Source organism: Streptomyces rapamycinicus NRRL 5491 (assembly GCF_024298965.1).
In the GTDB taxonomy this organism is placed as follows: Bacteria; Actinomycetota; Actinomycetes; order Streptomycetales; family Streptomycetaceae; genus Streptomyces; species Streptomyces rapamycinicus.
In genome coordinates, this window is record NZ_CP085193.1 from 5680726 (window position 1) to 5701972 (window position 21247).

Annotated in this window: 28 protein-coding genes, 1 pseudogene and 1 riboswitch; of the genes and pseudogenes, 21 read left to right on the forward strand and 8 right to left on the reverse strand. The window is 70.1% G+C overall.

Translation table 11 applies throughout. The annotated features are described in order from the left end of the window. The first annotated feature begins 17 nt into the window (after window positions 1-17). Together LIV37_RS23470 and LIV37_RS23475 are read left to right on the forward strand one after the other, a co-directional pair. Window positions 18-326, forward strand: a complete 309-nt coding sequence (locus LIV37_RS23470; protein WP_020869581.1) for a hypothetical protein — start codon at window positions 18-20, stop codon at window positions 324-326. Between the two features lie 75 nt (window positions 327-401). Then, window positions 402-701, forward strand: a complete 300-nt coding sequence (locus tag LIV37_RS23475) for a hypothetical protein (RefSeq protein WP_121825312.1) — start codon at window positions 402-404, stop codon at window positions 699-701. 206 nt (window positions 702-907) lie between these two features. Here the strand turns inward: LIV37_RS23475 and LIV37_RS23480 are convergent, their stop codons facing one another. The 4 genes from LIV37_RS23480 to LIV37_RS23495 all read right to left on the reverse strand — a co-directional run bounded on the left by LIV37_RS23480 (window position 908) and on the right by LIV37_RS23495 (window position 6157). Beyond that, a complete protein-coding gene (locus LIV37_RS23480; protein ID WP_020869583.1) occupies window positions 908-1852 on the reverse strand; it encodes an aldo/keto reductase in 945 nt (314 codons plus the stop codon). Window positions 1853-1987: 135 nt separating this feature from the next. Next, window positions 1988-3217 carry a M23 family metallopeptidase gene (locus LIV37_RS23485; RefSeq protein WP_121824592.1) on the reverse strand — a complete coding sequence of 410 codons (1230 nt, stop codon included), beginning with the start codon at window positions 3215-3217 and terminating at the stop codon, window positions 1988-1990. An 11-nt stretch (window positions 3218-3228) separates the two neighbouring features. Further along, window positions 3229-3364: riboswitch (cyclic di-AMP (ydaO/yuaA leader) on the reverse strand. 344 nt (window positions 3365-3708) lie between these two features. Further along, entirely contained in the window at window positions 3709-5091 is a 1383-nt protein-coding gene (locus tag LIV37_RS23490) for a PP2C family protein-serine/threonine phosphatase (protein WP_185057986.1), read from the reverse strand. A 295-nt stretch (window positions 5092-5386) separates the two neighbouring features. Then, window positions 5387-6157: a DUF6227 family protein gene (locus tag LIV37_RS23495; RefSeq protein ID WP_121824591.1), complete on the reverse strand. Its 771-nt coding sequence runs from the start codon at window positions 6155-6157 to the stop codon at window positions 5387-5389. Between the two features lie 612 nt (window positions 6158-6769). On the opposite strand from LIV37_RS23495, the gene LIV37_RS23500 reads away from it, so the two are divergent. The 3 genes from LIV37_RS23500 (at window position 6770) to LIV37_RS23510 (ending at window position 8662) form a co-directional block, all read left to right on the forward strand. Next, the gene (locus LIV37_RS23500; RefSeq protein ID WP_020869588.1) at window positions 6770-7126 is read left to right on the forward strand and encodes a hypothetical protein; all 357 of its coding nucleotides are present in this window, start codon (window positions 6770-6772) and stop codon (window positions 7124-7126) included. Between the two features lie 120 nt (window positions 7127-7246). Then, on the forward strand, window positions 7247-7846 hold the full coding sequence (locus LIV37_RS23505; protein WP_243146173.1) for a hypothetical protein: 600 nt from the start codon (window positions 7247-7249) through the stop codon (window positions 7844-7846). Between the two features lie 282 nt (window positions 7847-8128). Beyond that, window positions 8129-8662 (forward strand): hypothetical protein, encoded by a 534-nt coding sequence (locus tag LIV37_RS23510; RefSeq protein ID WP_020869590.1) that lies wholly within the window; start codon window positions 8129-8131, stop codon window positions 8660-8662. A 127-nt stretch (window positions 8663-8789) separates the two neighbouring features. Here the strand turns inward: LIV37_RS23510 and LIV37_RS23515 are convergent, their stop codons facing one another. The 3 genes from LIV37_RS23515 to LIV37_RS23525 form a co-directional block, all read right to left on the reverse strand. After that, the gene (locus tag LIV37_RS23515; RefSeq protein WP_121824589.1) at window positions 8790-9884 is read right to left on the reverse strand and encodes a right-handed parallel beta-helix repeat-containing protein; all 1095 of its coding nucleotides are present in this window, start codon (window positions 9882-9884) and stop codon (window positions 8790-8792) included. A gap of 658 nt (window positions 9885-10542) precedes the next feature. Beyond that, complete coding sequence (locus tag LIV37_RS23520) at window positions 10543-12117, reverse strand: site-specific integrase (protein ID WP_020869592.1); 1575 nt, start codon at window positions 12115-12117, stop codon at window positions 10543-10545. A gap of 12 nt (window positions 12118-12129) precedes the next feature. Beyond that, a complete protein-coding gene (locus tag LIV37_RS23525) occupies window positions 12130-12831 on the reverse strand; it encodes a helix-turn-helix domain-containing protein (RefSeq protein WP_020869593.1) in 702 nt (233 codons plus the stop codon). Window positions 12832-13032: 201 nt separating this feature from the next. On the opposite strand from LIV37_RS23525, the pseudogene LIV37_RS23530 reads away from it, so the two are divergent. From LIV37_RS23530 to LIV37_RS23575, 10 genes and pseudogenes are all read left to right on the forward strand, one after another. Beyond that, window positions 13033-13218, forward strand: a pseudogene (locus LIV37_RS23530) (hypothetical protein); the annotation flags it as partial. A gap of 93 nt (window positions 13219-13311) precedes the next feature. Next, a complete protein-coding gene (locus tag LIV37_RS23535; RefSeq protein ID WP_020869595.1) occupies window positions 13312-14127 on the forward strand; it encodes a DUF6907 domain-containing protein in 816 nt (271 codons plus the stop codon). Beyond that, entirely contained in the window at window positions 14124-14315 is a 192-nt protein-coding gene (locus tag LIV37_RS23540) for a hypothetical protein (RefSeq protein WP_254807112.1), read from the forward strand. Before LIV37_RS23535 ends, LIV37_RS23540 begins: the two co-directional genes overlap by 4 nt. Continuing rightward, window positions 14312-14629, forward strand: coding sequence for a C5orf47 family protein (locus tag LIV37_RS23545; RefSeq protein ID WP_020869597.1), 318 nt, complete (start codon window positions 14312-14314; stop codon window positions 14627-14629). The genes LIV37_RS23540 and LIV37_RS23545 overlap by 4 nt, the downstream gene beginning before the upstream one ends. Continuing rightward, complete coding sequence (locus LIV37_RS23550) at window positions 14626-14865, forward strand: hypothetical protein (protein WP_020869598.1); 240 nt, start codon at window positions 14626-14628, stop codon at window positions 14863-14865. The genes LIV37_RS23545 and LIV37_RS23550 overlap by 4 nt, the downstream gene beginning before the upstream one ends. A 99-nt stretch (window positions 14866-14964) precedes the next feature. Then, window positions 14965-15294, forward strand: coding sequence for a hypothetical protein (locus LIV37_RS23555; RefSeq protein ID WP_020869599.1), 330 nt, complete (start codon window positions 14965-14967; stop codon window positions 15292-15294). Then, window positions 15291-16157 carry a toprim domain-containing protein gene (locus tag LIV37_RS23560; protein ID WP_020869600.1) on the forward strand — a complete coding sequence of 289 codons (867 nt, stop codon included), beginning with the start codon at window positions 15291-15293 and terminating at the stop codon, window positions 16155-16157. The genes LIV37_RS23555 and LIV37_RS23560 overlap by 4 nt, the downstream gene beginning before the upstream one ends. After that, the gene (locus LIV37_RS23565) at window positions 16154-17719 is read left to right on the forward strand and encodes a YfjI family protein (protein WP_121824588.1); all 1566 of its coding nucleotides are present in this window, start codon (window positions 16154-16156) and stop codon (window positions 17717-17719) included. The genes LIV37_RS23560 and LIV37_RS23565 overlap by 4 nt, the downstream gene beginning before the upstream one ends. 200 nt (window positions 17720-17919) lie before the next feature. After that, window positions 17920-18573, forward strand: a complete 654-nt coding sequence (locus tag LIV37_RS23570; protein WP_020869602.1) for a PDDEXK family nuclease — start codon at window positions 17920-17922, stop codon at window positions 18571-18573. Between the two features lie 61 nt (window positions 18574-18634). After that, window positions 18635-19330, forward strand: a complete 696-nt coding sequence (locus LIV37_RS23575; RefSeq protein WP_020869603.1) for a hypothetical protein — start codon at window positions 18635-18637, stop codon at window positions 19328-19330. Here the strand turns inward: LIV37_RS23575 and LIV37_RS23580 are convergent. Next, window positions 19266-19460 carry a hypothetical protein gene (locus LIV37_RS23580; RefSeq protein WP_148717808.1) on the reverse strand — a complete coding sequence of 65 codons (195 nt, stop codon included), beginning with the start codon at window positions 19458-19460 and terminating at the stop codon, window positions 19266-19268. The two genes, LIV37_RS23575 and LIV37_RS23580, sit on opposite strands and share 65 nt — an antisense overlap. A 193-nt stretch (window positions 19461-19653) precedes the next feature. Here LIV37_RS23580 and LIV37_RS23585 point away from each other — a divergent pair, with 193 nt between their 5' ends. From LIV37_RS23585 to LIV37_RS23610, 6 genes are read left to right on the forward strand one after another with little or no spacing between them, the layout of a single operon-like run. Next, a complete protein-coding gene (locus tag LIV37_RS23585; protein ID WP_020869605.1) occupies window positions 19654-19812 on the forward strand; it encodes a hypothetical protein in 159 nt (52 codons plus the stop codon). Beyond that, complete coding sequence (locus tag LIV37_RS23590; RefSeq protein WP_020869606.1) at window positions 19809-20096, forward strand: hypothetical protein; 288 nt, start codon at window positions 19809-19811, stop codon at window positions 20094-20096. The genes LIV37_RS23585 and LIV37_RS23590 overlap by 4 nt, the downstream gene beginning before the upstream one ends. Further along, window positions 20093-20278 (forward strand): hypothetical protein, encoded by a 186-nt coding sequence (locus LIV37_RS23595; RefSeq protein WP_020869607.1) that lies wholly within the window; start codon window positions 20093-20095, stop codon window positions 20276-20278. Before LIV37_RS23590 ends, LIV37_RS23595 begins: the two co-directional genes overlap by 4 nt. Then, window positions 20275-20463 (forward strand): hypothetical protein, encoded by a 189-nt coding sequence (locus tag LIV37_RS23600; protein ID WP_020869608.1) that lies wholly within the window; start codon window positions 20275-20277, stop codon window positions 20461-20463. Before LIV37_RS23595 ends, LIV37_RS23600 begins: the two co-directional genes overlap by 4 nt. After that, complete coding sequence (locus tag LIV37_RS23605) at window positions 20460-20843, forward strand: DUF6907 domain-containing protein (RefSeq protein ID WP_020869609.1); 384 nt, start codon at window positions 20460-20462, stop codon at window positions 20841-20843. Before LIV37_RS23600 ends, LIV37_RS23605 begins: the two co-directional genes overlap by 4 nt. Further along, on the forward strand, window positions 20840-21136 hold the full coding sequence (locus LIV37_RS23610) for a hypothetical protein (protein ID WP_020869610.1): 297 nt from the start codon (window positions 20840-20842) through the stop codon (window positions 21134-21136). The genes LIV37_RS23605 and LIV37_RS23610 overlap by 4 nt, the downstream gene beginning before the upstream one ends. The last annotated feature ends 111 nt before the right edge of the window (window positions 21137-21247 follow it).

Here is a 21247-nt window from a genome sequence, read left to right on the forward strand (position 1 = left end):
CGGACGATCATTCGGGGATGAGAACCGAGGTGCGGGCGTTCGTTGCCGATGGGCCGCTTCCCGATGAGGGGGCGAGTGGAGAAGAGATCGACAGGCGCGTCGAGCAGCTGGATGCGATCTCCGGGCCGGTCACGGCCCAGGAGGCCAGGGCTCTGGCCGACTGTTTTGGGCCGGACGATTGCCATGGCGTCGCGTGGACGCTGCTGCACCTCATCGAGACGGGCCCGAACCCCGTCCTCACCGTCAAGCCCGAGCCGGACGCCGACGAATGGCACGACCGGCTCTGGACGCGGGCCGTGAACGCGGGGCTCGTGGAGGGAGACTGACGGGCCGCCGACGGTTCCCCGTGTCTGCTGCGTAGGGTCGAGGGCCAGGAGATCCTTCGAGTGGGAGGTATGGGGATGGCTGGAGTGCCGGCGGGGGTTGTGGCTGCGGGTGGGTTGGTCGGGGGGTATTCGGTGGCTCGGTGGACCAAGAAGCGGCCCTTGGGTGGGGTCGCGCTCGCGGCCGCGGGGGCGGTGGCTGCTCGGGGGTGGCGGGAGAAGGCGGGGAACGGGACCGCCGCCGCGCTCAGTGCGGCTTATGTCGCCGCGTTCGCCGGGTCGCATCCGCTGGCGAAGAAGATCGGGGCCTGGCCGTCCGTCTTCGCCGCCGCCGGTGGCGTCGCCCTCGCGTCCTGGGCCCTTGCCGATCGGCGGTAACCCTCGCCGATCGGCGGTAAGCGGTCCTGGGGCGTGCGTCGCGGTTCGCGTATGTGCGGGTGCGGGTGGCTCCGGCGGGCGGGGCTCCAATACGCCCGCCCGCCGTCCTACGGCGCCCGTCCCGTCGCGTTCCGCTCAGTCCTTACGGCGCCGTCCCGTCGCCTTCCGCTCAGTCCTTACGGCGCCCGTCCCGCTCCGTCTTCCGCTCAGTCCGATGCCGACGTCAGCAGGTCCAGTTCCGGCTGGGTCAGCTTGAGGTCGACCGAGGCCAGGAGGGCGGGGAGCTGGTCGGTGGAGCTGGCGCTGGCCAGGGGGGCCACGACCGTGGGCTGGGCGAGGAGCCAGGCCAGGGCGACCGTGGCGGGCTCGGTGCGGTGGTTGGCGGCGACGTCGTCCAGGGCGGCGAGGACCTTCTGGCCGCGCTCGGTCTCCAGGTGCTTGGCCGCGCCCGTGGAGCGGGGGCTGTCGACGGCCGTGCCCGGGCGGTACTTGCCGGTGAGGAAGCCGGACGCCAGGGAGTAGTAGGGGATCGTCGCCAGGTCGTGGCGGGCTGCGACCTCGGACAGCTCGCCCTCGAAGGTGTCGCGCGAGACCAGGTTGTAGTGCGGCTGGAGGGCGACGTAGCGGGCCAGGTTCTCCTGGGTGGAGAAGGTCAGCTGGGCCTCCAGGCGGTCCGCGCCGACGTTGGACGCGGCGATCTCGCGGACCTTGCCCTCCCTGACCAGTTCGTCAAGGGTGGTGATGATCTCCTCCACCGGCACCGACGGGTCGTCGTAGTGGGTGTAGTAGAGGTCGATGTAGTCGGTGCGCAGCCGCTGGAGGGATTCCTCGACGCCCGATTTGATGGCGGACGAGGTCAGCCCGCGTGGTTCCGGGGAGCCGGCGCCCACCTTGGTGGCGAGGACGATGTCGGAGCGGTTGCCACGGGTGGCGAACCAGTTGCCGAGGATGGTCTCGGACTCGCCGCCCTCGTTGCCCGGTACCCAGGCGGAGTAGACGTCGGCGGTGTCGATGAAGTTTCCGCCCGCCGCCACATAGGCGTCGAGCACCCGGAAGGACTCGGCCTCGTTCGCGGTCCAGCCGAAGACGTTCCCGCCGAGAGAGAGCGGGAAGACGGACAGGTCACCGATCTTCTGTGTGTTGTCAGCCATACGTCGTTACAACGGTTGGCTGGACGGGGTTGTTCCTGCGTGCGTTCGTGAAGGTCGGTCCCGTCGGGACGTAAGGGGCCCAAAGCCGGCGGCCCTGGCGTCAAGGGGGGAGAGAGCGCCAGGGCCGCCGGGGTATCAGGGGTTCAGCCCGTGCTGGCGCAGCCAGGGCATCGGGTCGATCGGCGAGCCGCCACCCGGCCGGACCTCGAGGTGGAGGTGCGGGCCGGTCACATTGCCGGTGGCGCCGACGCGGGCGATGACGTCGCCCGTCGACACCTTGCCCGAGGTGACGACCATCGAGGACAGGTGGCAGAACCAGAGCTCGGTGCCGTCGCTCAGGGTCAGCACGATGCGGTAGCCGTACGAACCGGCCCAGCCCGCCTGGGTGATGGTGCCGCCGTGCAGCGCCTTGACCGGGGTGCCGGTCGGGGCGGCGAAGTCCTGGCCGGTGTGGTCGGCCGACCACATGTCGCCCGCCTGGCCGAAGCTGGCGGTCAGGGTGTACGAGCCGACGGGGAGGGTGTACGCGGCGGCGAGCCTGGCCTGGCGCTCGGCCGCGGCCTTCTTCTCGGCCGCCTCCTTCGCCCGCTGCTCGGCGGCCTTCTTCTCCGCCTCGGCCTTGGCCTTCCGCTTGGCGGCCGCCTCCGCGGCCTGGTCGGCGGCCTTGTCCGCGGCGGCCCTGGCGTCCTTGGCGGCGGCCTTCGCGGCGGCGGTGCGGCTGTCCTCGTCCGCCGCGTTCTGCTGGTTCTCGGCCTGCTGGAGGATGCGGGCGCGGAGCGCCTCGCCGGCGTCGGTGGTGCCGCGCTGCTCGTCCTCGCTGGTCAGACCGGCCTGGGAGAGCGGTGCGGCGGCGGTCTGCGCGCCGCTGTTGTCGTCCGACGCCCAGGAGCCGATGCCCGGCAGATCCTTGGCGGCGGGCAGGCTGGCCTTGACCTCATCGGCGACATGGCCGAGGTCCGGCATGGATATGGGGAGCGCGGGACGGTCCTTGGCGCTGGCCATACCGCCCGCACCGACCGCCGCGATCACGCCGACCCCGAGGACGGCGCCGCTGCGCGCCATGGTTCCGCCTCGCTGCTTGGCCACGCGGTGCCGGCCGCGTACGGGAGCGATGGACTCCTCAGTGGGGTTCCACTCCTCCCAGGTCTCGGCCTCGAATCCGGCACCCGGGCCCTCGGATGCGCCCTCATCCGCATAGCGGTCGTCGGGGGCGAACGCGTAAGGGTCGTCGGGGGCGAATCGGCCGTCCCCTGAGCTCATCCCGCCGCCGGCGTCGAAGCCGGGGCCGTAGGCGGTGGCGGTCCCCAAACCGCCTCCCCGTGTGCGATACGGGGCCTCGTCCAGGACAGACCTGTTGGACGCCACGGAGGCGCACTCCTTTCCTTCCCTCTCGCCTACCGGGTTAGCTGACGGGTTCGGAGCAGGAAGGTCTCCTACGGGTCAGGTTCGACCCGATTCACCCCAAGGTTGTTGGTTCCCCGGTTCCCTTGGTGCTGCTGGTGGTGCGGTACTGCCGCTGTGCGTACGGGATTCGGCGACGGCGCACGGTGCCGCCCTTGCGACGGTTGTGACGACCGCGCTGCGTTATCGAACGTTAATAGAGAGCGCGATGTGATTCCAAGCTGTTCCGAGGAATCCGCGCACCTTTGGCATGAACTTAGCACTCAAGAAGGGACAGATGGGGGCGAGTCGACGCACTGGGCAAGAGTTGGCAAAACCGCATACGGATCGATCGTGCATCAATTGTTATGCGGAGGGGGCTCGGTCGGTTACGCACGGTGTGCGGCGCGGTGTGGGTGCAGTGCGATGCGGTGCGGGTGCGGTGCGGCCGGTCGGCCGGTCGGCCGGTCGGTCGGCTACGGCGGCGTGGGGTTCGCCCTGTCGTTCCTCCCACCGTTGCCCTGCCCGTTGCCCCGCCCGTTCTCTCGCCCGCTGTCCCGCCCGTTGCCGCGGGCCGGGGTCCGACGGACCGCCAGCAGCGCCATGTCGTCCGGCGTCCCGCCACCCGTATGGCGCTCGACATCGGCCACCAAGGCGTCCAGCAGCTCCTGCGGACCGTCGAAGCGGCGGCCGCGCAGCCGCTCCTCCGGGTCATAGAACTCGCCATGGCGGTCCCGGGCCTCCGTCACCCCGTCCGTGAACAGCAGCAGCGTCTCGCCCTCCGCGAAGGCCAGCTCCATCACCCGGTCCGGCCAACCCGCCAACTCCCCCATCCCCACCGGCAGCGCCGACGCCTCCGGCTCCAGGGCCCGCACCGCGCCGCCCTCCTCCAGGAGCAGCGGCGGCGGATGGCCGCGGTTGATCAGCCGCAGGGTGGAGTCACCGCGCGGAATTTCGGCCACCACGGCCGTCGTGAACCCCTCGACCACCTCCAGGTCGGCCCGCCGGGCGCCCTCGCGCTGCAGCGCCCGCTCCAGGCGGCCCACGAGCGCCTCCAGGGTCGTCTCCTGCTCCGCGGCCTCCCGGAAGCAGCCCAGGAGGATCGCCACGACCTCCACGGCCCCCAGCCCCTTGCCGCGTACGTCCCCGACGGTCAGCCGTACGCCGTGCGGGGTGTCCTGGACCGCGTACAGGTCTCCGCCGATCGCCGCGTACTTCTCCGCCGGTACGTAGCGCGCGGCGATCTCCAGCCCGGCGAGCCGGGCGGGCGGCGCGGGCAGGACGGCGCGCTGGGCCGCCTCCGCGACACCGCGCGCCGAGGCGAGCCGGTGGTAGCTGCGGCGTACGACGCGGTTGATCACCACCGCCAGCACGGTCACGGTCGCCACCGTGATGATCTCGGTGGCCGCCTGGGTCGGGTCCCGCACCCCGTGCAACTCCGCCAGCAGACAGGCGGTGAGGACGGCGACGACGGCCGTGCCGATGGTCTGACGCAGCGGTAAGAGCGCCGCGGCGACCAAAGGGGCGGCGGCGAAGAAGGGCGAGGCGGTGTAGCCGGGCGGGGCGGCCAGGTCGAAGGCGATGCCGCCGAGGACGAGGACGGCGGGCACCCAGCGGGCCATACGGCGGCCCGGGGGCTCCCTACCGCTCTCCTCGGCCGGAGCAGGCCCCGGAATGGACGAACCGGCGGACGCGTCGGCGGCGGCATCGGCCGCGGCACCGGTGTCGATGAGCGTACGGAGGCGGGTGGTGGGGCGGCGGCGGGCGAGCGGGCGGCTCAGCCGGGGCCAGGCCGTACGCCGCTCCGTACGGCCCTCCGGAAGGGCGCCCGTACGAGCCCTGCTCCCTCGCACCCGCACCGGCTTCTCTCGCTTCCCTGGTCCGCGTCCCGCCGCCGCCACAGCGACACGGCGGCAAGGCGCCACCGTCGTCACGGCGTCACCGTCGTCGCCGTCGTCACCAGGCTTCCGGCTGACGGGCCGCCAGGCGAGCCGATGTCGGCCAAGCGGGTGCTGGGCGCCGTACGGGGGCGTCTCGCCGACCCCACGCATGCGGGGTGCGGGCGCGTCAGGGCCGCGACCGGCGGGCTGCGGACGGGCTACAGGCGGGCTACGAAGCGTCAGATACCGCGCACGCCGGGAGGCCCCGCGTACGTCAGAGGTCGACGCCCCGCGCGCGGGCGTGGCGGTCCGCCGCGAGCTCCGCCGAGACCTCGTCGGGATACACCTCGCACACCAGTCGGCCGTCCCGGGTCAGATTGTGCTCCAGCTCCCACAGCACGATCTCGTCCCCTCCTACGAGCAGGAAGGCGTGCTCATAGAAGCGGCACCAGGTCGCGTCGGGACCGCCGGGGCGGCGCCGGGGCTTGGGCGCGAGGGCGATGTCATGGGCGAACGCGGTGGCCAGCAGCCGCTCGGTCTCCTCGCCCGGGCGGTCGGGGTTCTCCGCGCGGCGCAGGACGCGACGGGCGTGGTCGGCCGAGTTGTCGGCCACATACGCGCGGGAGGTCTCCACCGGCTCGGCCGTGTGCAGCAGCTGATCCGGGAGCCACAGCGGTAACCCGCCGAGCTCCTCCCAGCGGGCGCCGCCGAGGCGCTCATGGACGCGGCGCTCGGCCAGCGTCAGGGCGTCCTCGTCCGCGTAGAGCTCGTACAGCGGGCGGCCGCCCTCGCCCGTGTTGTGCTCCAGTTCCCACAGCAGCAGGCTGCTGCCGTCGGGGAGCAGGAACACATGCCGAAAGGTGCTGTACCCGAGCTGGCCGCACCGCTCATTGCACTGCCGACAGGACCGCAGCTCGGACTGGTGCATCAGGGCGCTCCGCGCCTGGGCCAGCACCGCCTCGCCGATCTCGAAGCCGTTCTGCGCACGGGCGAGCAGCCCGTCCATCAGCTCGGAAGGGGTCCCTTCCCCTCGTGAGTGCCCCATGTCTCTCCTCCCGCCTCCCGGCGTTGATTCGCCGCGCCCCCCGGGCGACCACTTCGCGCACTTAGCGTAGCGGCGTGAACACGCGCCGCGCTGCGGTTCGGCGAAGCTGTCGGTGTGACCGTGCCTCACTCACTCCTGCGTCGTAGAGCCTGGATGTATCACTCGTCCGACCGGTCGAACAAGTCCCGGGGCGGGGGCAGGGCGGCTCGGTCGGTCGGCGCGAGGCCGTCTCCCAGCCGCCACGTGGCCATCGGAGCTCCACCGCCCCGTCACCACCCCGCCATCGTCCGGCCGTCGAGCGTCCGGGGGCCGCTCTCGCGCCTACGCCTCCACTCCCGTGCTTCCGCCGCTCCCCCGCCTCCGCCACCGCCACCGCCCCACTGCTGCCCGACACCCATCTGTCGCCCCCTCACATAAAAGGGATTCAGTCCTCTGCTGAGCCAAATGGAGCTCGCATTGGTCCCCCTTAGCGGGATTCTCGGATAACACGCACCGGAAGAGCCGCATTATGCCGGACGGGTGAAGCTGACTGGCGGCCCGAAGCCTTAACTGATGAGCTTCGTTGTGTCATGCGTCCGTGAATTCGCGGAGCAACCCAGACGGAGGAATTAAGTGAACATCGGCAAGAAGGCAGTTCTCCTGACCGCGGCCGCCGGCGCTCTGGTCATCGGTGGCGCGGGCGGTGCCCTGGCCAACAACAACGACGACTTCATCGTGCAGCTGAACAGCTGTGACACGGCCACCGGCACCACCACCAACACTGGCGCTGCCGCTCCCACCGGGGACCTCAACCTCGGTTCGGACTGCATCAACTTCAGCAACAGTGGTGGTTCCGTCGTCCAGGCCAACGACTGCGACACGGCCACCGGCATTACGGCCGTCACCGGCGGTACTGCCCCGACCGGCGACACCAACATCGGCTCCAACTGCGCGAACATCGCCGTCGACGACGACAGCGTCCGCCACTGAGTCGCTGACCCTTTCACGGTGTTCCCGTTCGCGGTAGCACCATGAGGCATCCCCCCGTTGGGAATCGCGGCCCTGGAAGCCTCCCTTCCAGGGCCGCTGCCATGAAAGAGGCTTTCGGTGATGGTGCTGAACGCACCGCGCCGAAATCCCGATTGGAGGCTCTTTATGCACATGCGCAATAGGACGGCGCTTCTTGCGGCGACCGTGGGCGCGCTGCTCATCGGCGGTGCGGGCGGAGCCGACGCCATCGATCCCGGTCCCAGCCGCGCGGCCGGCGCCAACGGCGGGACGCAGAGCAATCGCTGCACCACCAGTTCCGTCATCGGCACCGTCACCGTGGCGGCCGGCCCGACCGAGATCAGCAATGAGACCAACTGTGTCAACAGCGCCGAGTCGGGCGTGACGACGCAGGAGAACCGTTGTCGTACCCATTCCGTCGTCGGTCCGATCACCGTCGCGCTGGCCCCCGGATCCGAAATCAAGAACGGGACCAACTGCGTCAACGTCAGCGAGTCGGGCGGCGTGACGAAGCAAACCAACGACTGTCGCACCACCTCGGTGCTGGGCCCGATCACGATCGGCCCCGGTTCCGACGTCACCACCGAGACCAACTGCGTCAACTCCGCCGGCTCCGACCCCCAGAACGGAAGTCAGGAGAAGAGCTCGGGCGGCAACAAGAGCGGCAAGAGCGGTGGCAAGGGAAACCGTCAGCGGTCCTGAAACACCGAACCCCGGAACTCGCCACCGAGCTCCAAGACCATCCGCTCGACATGAATGCGGCCTCGGGGATATTTTCCCGGGGCCGCGTTCATCTTTTCGTTTTCACGGATGTCACACCACCCGACGCAAAGAATTTCACCGAATTCCGCATCGGCTGAATATACCTTTACTGTGGCGGATGGGTGACGCTTTCGGCCCTCCCGGATCCCGACCTGCGGAAATCTCGTTCAAGAGGTGTCTGCGGAATTTTCGCGGAGAACCCGATATGGAGGCACCAGAACAATGCAGATCGGCAAGAAGGCAGCTCTCATGGCCGCGGCGGCCGCGGGCACAATGGTGGTCGGCGGCGCCGGTAGCGCGAGTGCCCATGGCCTCTTCCCGCAGTCCAGCGGGGCTCAGCGAAACCTCTGTGAGACGGCCACCGGGGCCACCACCAACACCGGCGTGGCCGCCCCCACCGGCGACTTCAACCTCGGCTCGGACTGCATCAACTTCACCAACAGCGGTGCGGTCTCCCAGTCCAACGAGTGCGAAACGGCCACCGGCACCACCGTGGTCACCGGTGGCGCCGCCCCGACCGGCGACACCAACATCGGCTCCAACTGCACGAACATCGCCCTCGACGAGCCGGACCCGGTCGTGGTCGTGCACAAGGACCCGCCGAAGAAGCAGCACAAGGCCAAGGACTCGCACAAGGCCAAGAAGCACCACAAGGCCAAGGCCAAGGACCCGCACAAGAAGACCAAGTGCGCGCACAAGGTGACGAAGCACCACAAGGCCAAGGTCAAGGCGAAGAAGAAGGACTGCAAGCACTGACGGTCGCGCAGGCGGTCAGGCAGGCGGCGCCCCTGGAAGAATGGCTTTCCGGGGGCGCCGCGGCGTTGGGCCGGATCGTTTCAGCGGTCGTCATGCTTCTTTTCTTTTGAGCGATCGTCACGCTTTTTCAGCATCCGGCGAGGGCCGGTACGCACTGGTTCGGGTTGTTCCCGGTGACCGTGGTCGCGGAGAGCGCGATCGAGCCGCCGTCGGTGAAGATCCCACCGCCCTGGCCGCCATTGGCCGTATTACCGGTGACGATGTCGCCGGTCATTTGTGTGGTGCCCGCGTGCTGGAACACTCCGCCGCCGTTCAGCGTGGCGGTATTCCCGGACACGGTGGTGGCCAGCACGCGCAGGGCGCTGCCCATATTGGCGATACCGCCGCCGAAACTGCCCGCGGTGTTCTCGAGCACCCGGCTGCCGTTGAGCGTGAGATCTCCGATCGCGGTGGAGATGCCACCGCCCTCGAAGTTGGTGGTCCTGTTCCGCGCGATTGTGACGGCGCTCAGCAGCGTCGTCCCGAAGTTGCTGACGCCACCGCCCGAGCTGTCCGCGGTATTGTCCGAAATGTTGCCGCCCGAGACGCTGAGGGTGGCCGACGTACTGATGTGAATACCGCCGCCGTCGCCCGCGGAATTGTGTGTCACATCCGTGGACGAAAGCACCGCGGAGCCGCCGGAGGCGACCTCGATGCCTCCGCCGACGTTGCTCGCGGTGTTGCCCGTGACCGTGGACTGGGCCAGCCTCAGCGTGCCCTGGTCGAGGATGCCCCCGCCGTCGGTGCCCGCCCCCGAGGTCGCCCGGCCGCCCGAGAAGATCACGCCGCTGGCCGTGAGACTTCCGCCGGGCGCGATCTCCGCGATCCGGAAGTCTCCCGCGGACGCACTGCGTCTGATGGTGGATTGGGTGCCGGTGATGGACACGTCGCGGGTGATGAGAGGAAGGCCGTCGGCTCCATTGGGGCCGGTGAACGCCTCGGAGCCCAGCGTGTACACACACCCCGGGGTCAGGACGACGGACCCTCCCGAGGGCGAGCTGTTGGCCTCGCTCACCGCGTTGACCAGCGCCGCCGCGTCCCCACAGGGCACCGGGGCCGCCTTCTCACCCTCCTTTCCGCCGCCTCCCTTTCCTTCGGCGGACGCCGGAGCGGAGACCGCCCATGCCGATACCGCCAGCGCCATGACGGGGATCAAACCCCGGATCGTTGTCGCGAGTCGCACGAGGAGTCTCCTTACGCGTTTCCGAGCAGCGGGCCAGACGCAGCAGGTTCAGACTCTGTGGTCGAGTACCGCTCGGCATCCGCTCAAGCGCCGGTCGAGTGAGACTCGATCTCCTGTGCGACGGGAGTGAGAACCCCCCGGTCCCGGGCCGCGCAAGACCGCGCGACGGGACCCTCAGGAACGAGGAAACCGCAGGTCACCGATGGCGCCTGCGGTTTCCGAGGTGGGTCATCAGGGGCTCGAACCCTGAACCAATGGATTAAAAGTCTGCGGTAGCCCGAACGTGGACCGTTCCGCCACGTTCCGTCAAGTGTCGCCCTGTGCCGCCTAGTCACGGTTTCCGCTGGTCAGGATACCGCCGAGCATGACGTCTCGTGACGCTCCATCCGTCTAGTATCGCCCCGTTCCGCAACGTTCGGCCGAGCATTGGCCGAGCAAAAGGGCCCCGCCACCTGCGGTGACGGGGCCCTTCACGTTCTCCTCCAGGGTACCGGCGCGGCGCCCGGCTGTCAGCGCCCGGCCGTACCGTGGTGCTCGTCCTTATCCACGCTGCGGGCTGCTGCGTGACTCGGATGCGAACGAGGGCCGGACCCGACAGCACGGGTTCGGCCCTTCGCCATGCTGGTCACCGCCAGGGGTCCGCACCAGTGCGGACCCTTCACTGCTCGACGGGCACCGACGCCTTCCGCGCCCGCGGCACCACCGCGGCCGCCCTCTCCGTCAGCTCGTCTTCGTACTCCTGGAACATCGCCATGTACGTGTCCGACGTCAGGGTGATCGTGGAGTGACGCAGCTTCACCTTCGCGTCGTGCAGGTCCCCGCCGCCAGCCTTCACCAGCCCAGCCGCACCATGCCGCAGGTCCCGCAGGTTGATCGGCGGCAGGCCAGCCGCCTCGTAGATCTTCCGGAACTCCTTGCTGACGACGTCGGGGTGCAGCCACCTCCCGTCCTCGGCGGTGAACACCTTGCCGGTGTCCACCCAGTCCAGCGCGTCCCTGCCCTCTGCTCGGTCGCGCGCGGCCTGCTCGTTCCATGCATCGCGCTCGGCGAGCTGGCGCACGCGGTGCTCGCGCAGCACCGTCACCGTACCGCTGTCGATCTTCACCGAGGACATCGAGGCATCCGTCTTCGGCACGGTCTCGACCGGCGTCCACCCGTCAACCACGATCTCGGCCGTGACGTCGATGCGCTTCTCCTCGAAGTGGACGTCCGGCCACCCTTGGCCGACGCCCTCTCCTCGGCGGAAACCGTGATGCGCGACCAGGTGGTAGAAGCCGTACAGCCTGTGCCCCTCGGCCGCGTCGAGGAACGCGCCGAGCTGGACCGGAGTCCAGACCATGACGGGGCTCGGCCTCTCGCCCGTCGCCCACCAGCGCTTCACCCGCTCGTCCGTCCAGAGCAGACCGGTCGGCCGCTTCCCGCTCGCCATCTCCACGTGCGCGGCCGGGTTGAACGTGATGAGCTGCCGGGCGATCGCCGCGTTCAACGCGGCCCGCAGCGTGCGCCGGATACTCTGCCGCGTCGCCTCCCCGTTCGTCCTCCGGAACGGCTTCATCTCGGCGAGCTTCGCCCGTTCCTCAGCCAGCTGCTGCCGCACGGCGGCAGGCGGGCGGCCCGGCTTGGACCAGCGGCAGCGTGCTTCCTGCTCGCGCCGCGCCTGGTTCTCCGCCTCGGTCGCCTCGCTCTCTTCGACGATGGCGTCGAACATCTCCACCAGGTGGCCGACGTTCAGCCGGTCGAGTCGCAGGTGCCCGATGCGCGGCTTGAGGTGCACCCGGATGTGGGAGCGGTAGCCGTTGTTCGTGGTGTTGCGGGTCTTCTTGGAGGCCATCCACACGTCGAGCCATTCGGCGACGGTCGTCTTGCCGTCCAGCTCGACGCCCACGCCCAGCTTCCGGGAGACCTCGACCGGCTCGGGGATGGGGCCGCGGCTCTTCATCAGCCCGGCGAGCAGGTCGCCGACGCGGCGCTGCGCCTCCTCGTCGCCGTCCGCCAGGTCGAGGATGGCGCGGACGCGGTCGAGGGCGGCCTGCGCCTCCTTCGACCCTTCGTACCCGGTACGGCGGAAGCGCCGGCGCTTGCCGTGAGCGTCGACAGGGAGTTCCTGGTGGATCTCGTGGTTGCCGTGGTTGCGCTTGGCCAACTGGGGGCAGGACGCGCCGAGGCGCTTGCCGTCCGAGCCGCGGCACTCGCAGCGTTTCGTTACGCCGCCACCGCGGCGGGATGTGGGCACGAATCAATCTCCTTATTCGTCGCCGCTCTCTTTCTCTTCCCTCGCTAGCCTTTCCCATTCTTGCTGAGCGAATTCGTTGGCCTTCCGCTTTCGGGTCTCCAGGTCCTCCGTGTCGTACTTCAAATCCTCTTGCGCCTTATCGACATAGGCTTGATGCATCCAGCGCATCTCTAGGGCGAACATAACGTGAGGACTCTGCACGTCGTGCTTCGCGGCCAGGCGAAGAAATTCTTCCTCTCGCTCATACCTCGCTCTCGCTGCCTCGCGCCACGCATCGCGGGCGTCCTCCTCCAAGCTCTTGGCCCGCTCGTACCGCAGCCTGGCCGCATCAACGTCGAGGAGGGTGAAGTCGTCCCCCGGCCTGACGCGAAAGAATTCATCCCACATGATATCCAGGGCGCCAGCGATCGCCGTCATTTCATTGAGACGCCAGGGGCGCTCTCCTCGTTCGATCTTAGCGATCTGCGTCTGCGACAGCTTGACTCCGCCAGGGCGCTGTTTTGCAATTCGATCAGCGATCTGCTGTTGAGACATCCCCAATTCTTTGCGGATGCGCCTCAAGTTGAAGCTGGCCAGAGACTCGCTATCGAGCCCTTCAAGTGGATGTTCCATCCGCCCGTGCTTGTGCTCCAGCTCTGCGTCGCCCGTGACCGTGACGCTGAGCATCGCCTCGTCGGCGTCCACCTTGGCGGACACGTCGTCATGGTTCGTCATGACCCGAAGATATCAGGCGCTTACCGACTTGACAGCCCCAAGGGCCGGGGTACAGTCGTCTCATCGGTCCACAATGACCCCACATATTCAATCCATCACGGACCGATACGGAACGGCATGGAGCGACATCACAGCTCAGGAGGGGACGAACCGTTGAACGAACCGGCGACCACGAATGGCGGGCCCAGCCTGGCCCGGGGGATGCAGATGGAAGAGCTGCTTGCCCTGCCTGTCGCATTCGGCCTGGACACCTCGAACCGCGCCTTGCAGCTGGGACGCACCAAGGGGTTCGACCTGGCCAAGCGCGGCGAGTACCCGGTGCGTGTGCTGCGGGTCGGACGCACCTACAGAGTCACGCGCGCCGATCTGCTCCGCACCCTGGGGGTCGACCCCAACAGCGATGCCGACGGGGTTGCACCCCCGTCGGCATCGGGCGAACGCATCACAGAACCCACGGCTAAGTAGAGACAGGACACGCTCATGCAGAACCTTACCCGCGCGTCAGTACCGGCGACGACCGACCGGCGCGTACCGGCCATGGTCACCACCACCGCCCCACAGCCCGCCGTCGACTGCCCCGACAGGATCGCCTGGTGCCTCGGCGACCCGCGCGACCACTCCGACCCGCGCGAACACCTCCACAAGGGCCCCGAGCAGTCCATCAGCGGGGCCTACGGGGAGAACCTGCTGGGCTTCCACCTCACCCGGTGGGACGACGACACCCCCGTAATCACCTTCGAAGCTGGCGGCCAGTGGCAGGACCTCAGCCTCTCCCAGATGGACGAGCTGATCAGTGACGGCACTGGGCATTTCAACGCGCTCCGCGCCGCCCGCGCTCAGCTCGCTGCCCTCATCGATCAGGACCACGCCGCGCCCGCCGAGCCGCGCACCTTCACCTTCCCGCTCCGCGACGGCGGCACCCTCACCGAGACCTGCCCGCCCGACTGCAACCTCGACCACCAGCCGCAGACCGAGTTGCGCGAGGTCGCCGAGGACATCTGGCACCACATCGGCGACCAGCCTTCGCTGACGCTGACCGTCTTCGACGCCGAGGACGGCACCGCCGAGGACCAGTTCCTCTCCGCCCAGGTCACCGTCGCCCCACACGAGTCGGACCCCCGCCTCTGCGTGCCGCACGTGAACGTGGAGATCGCCCAGGACTACGCGGTCATGGAGGGAATGACCCCGGACGAGTTCGGCGCGGTTATCGACAAGCTCGCCGCGCACGTCGACCAGCTGCGCCGCGTCCACGCTCAGCTCGTCCAGGCTCGCGCCGACTGGCAGGCCCACGCGTGACCGCCCGCGACGACACCACGGCGGCCGGGGCCCCCCCCCCCGGCCGCCCGGCCCGGCCCGGACGGCCCGCCGACTACTGGGACCGCGTCCGCCGCATCGCCGCCGCCGCTCCGCCGCTGACCGCCGAGCAGCGCGTCCAACTCCGGGTGATCTTCCACCAGCCCGAGGCACGGAAGGCAGCAGCATGACGCGCACCCCGTACGACACGTTCCTGTCCGACCAGACCCTCGCCACCGCTCGCGACGCCGCCACCGACCCCCACACGGTCCCCGTCGCGATCACCGCGCCGAACGGCGAGCAATGCAGCTGGTGCGAGTGCCCCGACGGGCCCGACTCGCCGCACAACCAGCGCGGCTACCGCTGCCCCGGCTGCCCGCAACCGGCCGCCGCCGTCGTCAGCGTCCACGCCAGGCCCGTACTCCGGTACGACTTCCCGGCCTGCGACCGGCACCAGACGGACATCATCGCGTCCGTCGTCCGCACCGTAGGAGGTCGGCTGTGACCGCGCACCGCCCCGGCCAGTGGCCGGTAGAGCGCCCCGTCCCGCTGGAGGACCCGGGGAAGGAGCGGCGGCACACCCGGGAGCGGGCCCGCTTCACCCTCACCCTCGGCGCCATCCGCGCGGCCCTGGAGGAAGAGCCCTCCGAGCGCGCCATCCGGGCGGCCGCCAAGCGGTGGCATGAGGCGATCACCGCAGCGGCCGACGAGACCGCGGCCAAGCTGCGACGCACCGGCTAGCCGGGCCGCGCGGCCGAGCCCGGCCCTGACCCCCGCGGGTGCCGGGCCCGGTCGCGCATCACGAACCCCGTTCGTCGGCACGACAGAAAGCCACCGTTCGTGAACCCCAGTACCACCGGGCACCAGATGCCCACCCTCTTCGGGCTCGACGAGGACGCGGCCCCGCCCCCGCCGCGCGCCTCCCCGGCGCCCGAGCCGCAGCCCGCCGGCATCCGCCCTGCGGCCGCGCGGCTGGTGCCCACCAGCAGCCCGGACATGGCCGACCCCAAGCGGCGGCCGCTGCTGCTCCTCGTCGTGGACTGCCCGTACTGCGATCACCAGCACATCCACCCCGGCGGACACATCGGCGCGCCGCGGCCCTGCCCTCGCCGCTCCCGCTGCGTCGGCCACCCGGGCGGCAGCTACTACTTCCCGGAGGTGAGCCGGTGACCGACGGCATCGCGTTCAACCGCCTCGCTGACCTCCTGCGCGACCGCGGCGAACCCACCCGGTACCAAGGTGGAGCCCTACGAACCCGCGGGATCTGCCACGACGGCGACTCGCCCGGCACCGTCGCCATCCGGCGCGGCGCCAATGGCGGAGTCGTCATCTTCTGCCACAAGTGCCAGGGGAACGCCGAGTTCCTCGCCGCCCTCGGCTGGACCGAGGCCGACCTGTACGACCAGCCGCTCGCCGAGAGCGAGCGCCGCGCGCGCCCGGCCGATGACACCTGGATTCCGTGCAAGGAGCGCGGGCACCACCGCGTCGCCCAGTACGTGTACCGCGACGAGCACGGCGCCGTCGTCCAAGGCGCGACCCGCTGCAATGAGAAGTGCTTCGCCCAGTGGCGCCCAGACCCGGCCGCGAAGTCCGGCCGCCGCTGGCGCCTGACCGACGACCAGGGCAACCGGCTCGTCCGCACCGTGCCGTACCGCCTCCCCGAGATCCTCAAGGCCGTCGCTGCCGAGCGCGTCATCTGGATCGCCGAGGGCGAGAAGGACGTGCACGCCCTCGTCGACCACGGCCTCGAAGCCACCTGCAACGCGGGGGGCGCCGAGAAGTGGACCGCCGAGCACGCCCAGTTCCTCAAGGGCGCCGACGTCACGATCGTCGCCGACCGCGACGAGAAGGGGCGCAAGCACGCCGTGGCCGTCGTCGAGACTCTGCGCGGCATCGCCCGGTCGGTATACGTCGTCCAGGCCCGCGAGGGCAAAGACGCCGCCGACCACTTCGCCGCCGGGCACAGCGACCACCAGTTCCTCCAGGTCTGGGCTCCCGTCCCACACCCAGGCGACCGGGGGGCGCAGTCGTGAGCGAAGAGCCGAACTGGCAAGAGGACGTCAAGGAACCCGACTGGTCGTCCGGCGTGCACGCCGAGGACAGCGAGGGGTGGGACGCCCCAGTTCCCCTCGCGCCGCCGCCTCCGCTGCCGCTCGACGCCGCCCGGCTGCGCGGCATCGGGTTCATGGCGCAGGCGGTGGCGACCAGCCTTCAGGTGCCCGTCGACCTGCCGGCCTGGTTGGGGATGGCTGCCGCTTCCACTGCGGTCGGCGGGCGCCGGGCCGTCAGCCCGAAGCCGGACTGGACCGAGCCGGTCACCCTGTACACCATGCCGGTCGCCGCGCCCGGCGAGATGAAGTCGCCAGCCTTGAGCCTGATGGGCAGGCCCGTATACGCGGAAGAGGAGCGCCGTAGGGAGGCCGACAAGGTCGCGGTTGTCCGGGACCGGCGCAACCGAAAGATGGTCGAGTCCATGGTGTCTGAGGCTGAAACACGGGTCATCAAGGCCAAGGACGCCGCCGCGCGGTCCAAGGCGAAGCTCAACCTGGAGGCTGCCTACTCCGAACTGGAGGAGCTCGGCGCCCCCCTGGTGCACACGCAACTGGTCGCTGACGACACCACCCCCGAGGCGGCCATCGACTTGATCGCCGAGCAGGGCGAGCGCCTCGCGGTGCTCTCCACCGAGGGCTCGTTCCTCGGCAACGTCGGCGGCCGGTACTCCAAGAACGCCAACCCCGAGATCGTGCTCAAGGCGTGGAGCCACGAAACGCACTCGGTCAACCGCAAGAGCGGCCCGCCCGTCCTGCTCAAGCGGCCGAACCTCAGCCTCGGCCTGGCCGTGCAGCCCGGGTTCCTCACCGGCATGGGAGAGACCGGCGACGTCTTCGAGGCCCGCGGCCTCATGGCCCGGTTCATCTTCTCCATGCCGACGAGCCGGGTGGGAGAGCGGTCCTACGACAGCGATCCGATCCCGGCCGAGGTGAGCGCCGCGTACAACGCTGGGATCGCACGGATGATGCAGGTGGTCCACGACGACCCCGAGTACCGGGTGATGAGCCTGGATCAGAAGGCCCAGGACCTCTTCCGTGCGTTCTGGGAAGCGCTGGAGCCACGGCACAAGGCACACGGCGATCTCGCCGCCGTCGAGGGATGGGCGAAGAAGCTGCCGGGGCAGGTGCTGCGGATCGCCGCGGTGCTCGCGCTGTACGAGGAGCCGACCACGTTGATCGTGAGCGGCGAGGTCATGGACGACGCAATCGCACTCGTGCCGTACCTGATCCAGCACGCGCGCCTCGTCGCCGACCTCATGTCCGAAGAGCGCCAGTCCAAGCTCGGCCCCGCCCGCGCCGTCCTGGACTGGCTGCGCCGCGTCGACCAGCGAGGCCGCTTCGCCGCCAAGGACGTGGAGAAGGCCGTGCGGGGCCAGAAGTGGTGCACCGCCATGGAAGACGTGGACGCCGCTCTCGGCGCGCTGGAACACGCCGGGTGGGTCCGGAGGATCGAACCTCCGGTGCGCGAGGAGGGGGCGCGTGGCCGGCCGCCGAAGGCTCGCTTTGTGGCGCACCCGGAGACGTTCAAGGCGAAGGGCGGGTGAGTTCTTTCCATTAATTCCATGCCTCGAGGGGGCAGAGAACCGTCCTTGATTACTTACAGGTCCCCTATAAAGCCAATTTCAGAAGTAATTATTACTCTCTGTAATCAATGGAGGGGGTGAGCATGCGCGGACCGTGAGCGCGGGGCCACCTCAGCCCCAGAACTTCACCACTGCACGCCATGGAAAAAAGGGAAACAACCTTGACGCTTCAGCCCGCTGACACCCGCTACGCCAGCTACCGCTTCCGGTCTCGCCTCGAGGCTCGCTGGGCCGTCTTCTTCGACGCCCTCGGTATCCGCTGGGAGTACGAGCCTCAGCGCTTCGAGCTCTTGCCGCTGACGGAAGCCGTGCAGCAGCGCCTGCGCGAGGAACAGTTCCGCGACCCGCAGCCCGAGGACGCGATCCCGCTCGGCGACTTCCTGCCGAGCTTCTGGCTCCCCGCCCAAACCGCCTGGTTCCAGGTCGCTGCCACGGAGCCCACCGAGGCGGGGTGGGCCCGCTTCTTCCGGTTCTGCGACCTCAGCGACCAGCGAGCCTTCGTGGCCGTCGGCCCCCTGCCCGACCCTCGCACGGTCGAAGAGCACGGCCATCCGCAGGAAGACGGCTTCGAGATCCACACCTACGGCGACCAGCATTATGCCTGGACCCGGTGCCGTTGGTGCGGCTTCTACGACCTGACCTTCGATGCCCGGTCGGCCCGGACGCTCTGCGGCTGCCACAAGTCCAGGTACCCCGACCTCGACGCGCCGTGCTGCAACGGCGACAAGTGCTACCGCGGGGACGCCCCCGAGATCCTCGCCGCTTACGGCGCCGCCCGTGCAGCGCGCTTCGAGAACGACCCGAGCGGTTGCTGACCGGCCGGGCCTGTCCCAATCAGGCCCGGCGCTCGTCCATCCCACCACGAAGGAGGCTCCGATGGACTGCCAGCTCTGCCAGCGCGGTCTACGCGAGGACGAGGCTGCCCGGATCGCCTGCCGCCTCTGCCAGGCCGCGCTTGCCGGGCAGCTGCGCGAGCTGCCCGAGCTCTACCGGCAGCTCGGCGCCGAGCTGCTCCCCGGCGCTGGCGACCGGGGGCCGGCCGTCTCCGGTTCCCGGGGCCACGGCCTGCCGGTCAACGAGGACGCCCTCGACCTCCGGGCGTGGGGCGGGATGGTGTCCGCCCTTCAGGCTCACGAGGACGACTGGCGGCGCGCCCTGGGCATGCCGGTCGCCCCGTTCCGGGGCAGCGTCGAGCAGACCCTGACGGCCGCGGTGGAGTTCCTGGCCGGTCATCTGTGGTGGGCGTGCGAGAAGTACCCGGACGTCGATGGGCTGGCCGAGGACGTGCGGCGGCTGCGCGGTGCGGCGCTGTCGATCGTGGACCCGGAGGATCCGGCGACGAAGGCGAGGCGCATCGGGTACTGCCCGGCGGTGTACGAGGACGGGGCGGTGTGTGGTGCGGTGCTGCGGCACCGGCCGGGGGCCGGGTCGGTGGAGTGCCGTTGGTGTGGCGCGTCGTACCCGCCGTCGTCGTGGTCGGAGTTGGACCGCGCACAGCAAGCGGCGGCTACTCCTCCGGCTTCTGCGCCGGGCGTGCTGGGCGCTGAGGAAGCTCGTCCGTCTCGTGCGTGAGCCAGCGCAGGAAGGCGACCAGGTGCCCGTTCATGTCGCCCCCGACCTCGGCGACGGCGGCCTTGGCCCGTTCGTACAGCTCGGGCTCGGGCCGGAACGTCTTGGCGGGGTGCTTGTGGACCGAGGGCATAGCCGAATCCTCGCACGGTGTATTGCCACCCGTCCATGGGTGTGCGTAGAGTGGTGGCTAGCCACCTAGGCCAGCAAGAACGCACCACCCCATAACTGAATACGGCCCCCGCCGGTGCTACGAACACCGAACGAGGGCCTAACCGAAGCCCGGCAAGCCGGGCGTACTCCCTGACTAGACCAAGGAGTCGGCTATGGCCGATCTTGCCATGCCTGCGCGCACCGACGCGCCCCCGCCCACCCGCCGCCTCATCGCGGTCGGCACCATCCGCCGCACCGGCGGCCGCACCATCACCGTGCGCGCCACCGCGGCCGGCGTCACCGGAACCTCCCGCCCGGCGGTGAAGCCGTGACCCACAACCTCCCCGAGCCCGCCGCCGACCTGCTGCGCGCGATCCTCGAAGCGCTCGACATCCCGCACCCGGCCACGGTCGGCGACAGCGAGGTGCACGCCCGTGTGCTCGCCGACCGGGTCATGCACACGGTGGTCGCCCTGCACGGCGTCCTCGACGAGGGCGTGACCCGGCACCTCGGCATCGAGTGGACGACCGCACACCTGCGGGAGCGGCTCGCCGAGCACCCGCCCACCGGCTACCGGACCGCCGGCATCCCGCGCCCTGGTGGTGAGCGGCCGTGAAGCTGCCCACCTTCGTACCGACGCTCCCGGCCGCGATCGAGACCGCCCGCGAGTACCTCGCCCAGGCCGAGCGCGCTGACATCCACGACCACGGCCGGATCATCGAGTCCCACGCCACCCTCACCGTCTGCCTCGGCCAGCTGCTGGCCGCGCTCGACGCCGAGCAGGGGGTGACCCGGTGAAACTCCCCGGTTTCCGGTCCGGCTCCACCGGCCGCCCCGCCCAGACCCGCCGCCGTGACGCCGACCTCTCCTCGAAGCACATCGAAGAGGCGACCGCCGAGGCGTGCCGCGTCGATTACGTGGTCGGCGCCCCCGAGCGCGCCGCGTTCGACGCCCGCGGCCGAGCCGCTAAGGAGCGGCCGTGAGCGCGCCCCGCACGGTCACCGTGCACACCCGCGACCACGGCCCCGTCACCCTCACCTGCCCCACCTGGTGCACGACCGCCCACCCGGACGGGGGGTACCGGGTCGATATCTCCCACACGGGCGACGAGACCGGCCTCACCCTCGACACCACCCGCGGCACGGCCTACCTCATGCCGACCTTCCTGGAGCAGCGGCCGTACACCGAGCAGCGGCCCCCGGGCCGTGGGCTGTTCATCAACATCGGCCTGGACGGCGACTTCTACCCGTCCGACCCCGCGCAACTGCACGGCATCGCCGAGGCCCTCATCCGGCACGGCGCCCAGCTCCACGCGCTCGCCGGGCACCTCGCCGCGCTCCTCCGAGAGGAGGGCAGCCGATGAGCAAGCGCAACCGCCCCGGGAACTGCAAGGGCGACCGCGGCCGCATCAAGCGGTACACGCTCGCCCGCCGCCAGCGCGGCCGCTGCCTGTACTGCGCGGCCCCGTTCGCCCACCCGCTCGACGGCCGGCTCCGCCACTACGTGCCGTACCGGTGGTGGCCGGCCAACGCACGGCCCGCGCTGGTGCTCGCCTGTGGCCACTGTCCCGGCTCCACGAGCGCCGCCCTGCCCTGGCCACTCGTCTGGCTGCTCCTCGCCGCCGACTGCGCCCAGCAGGAAGGGAGCGCTGGCTGATGCTCCGTCTCTTCGCCGGCGTCCTGCTCATCGCCGAACTCGTCCTCCTGGCCGTGTGCGTCGTCCTCCGCGCCACCGCCTGATCCACCCCTGTCGCCGGGCCCACTCCTG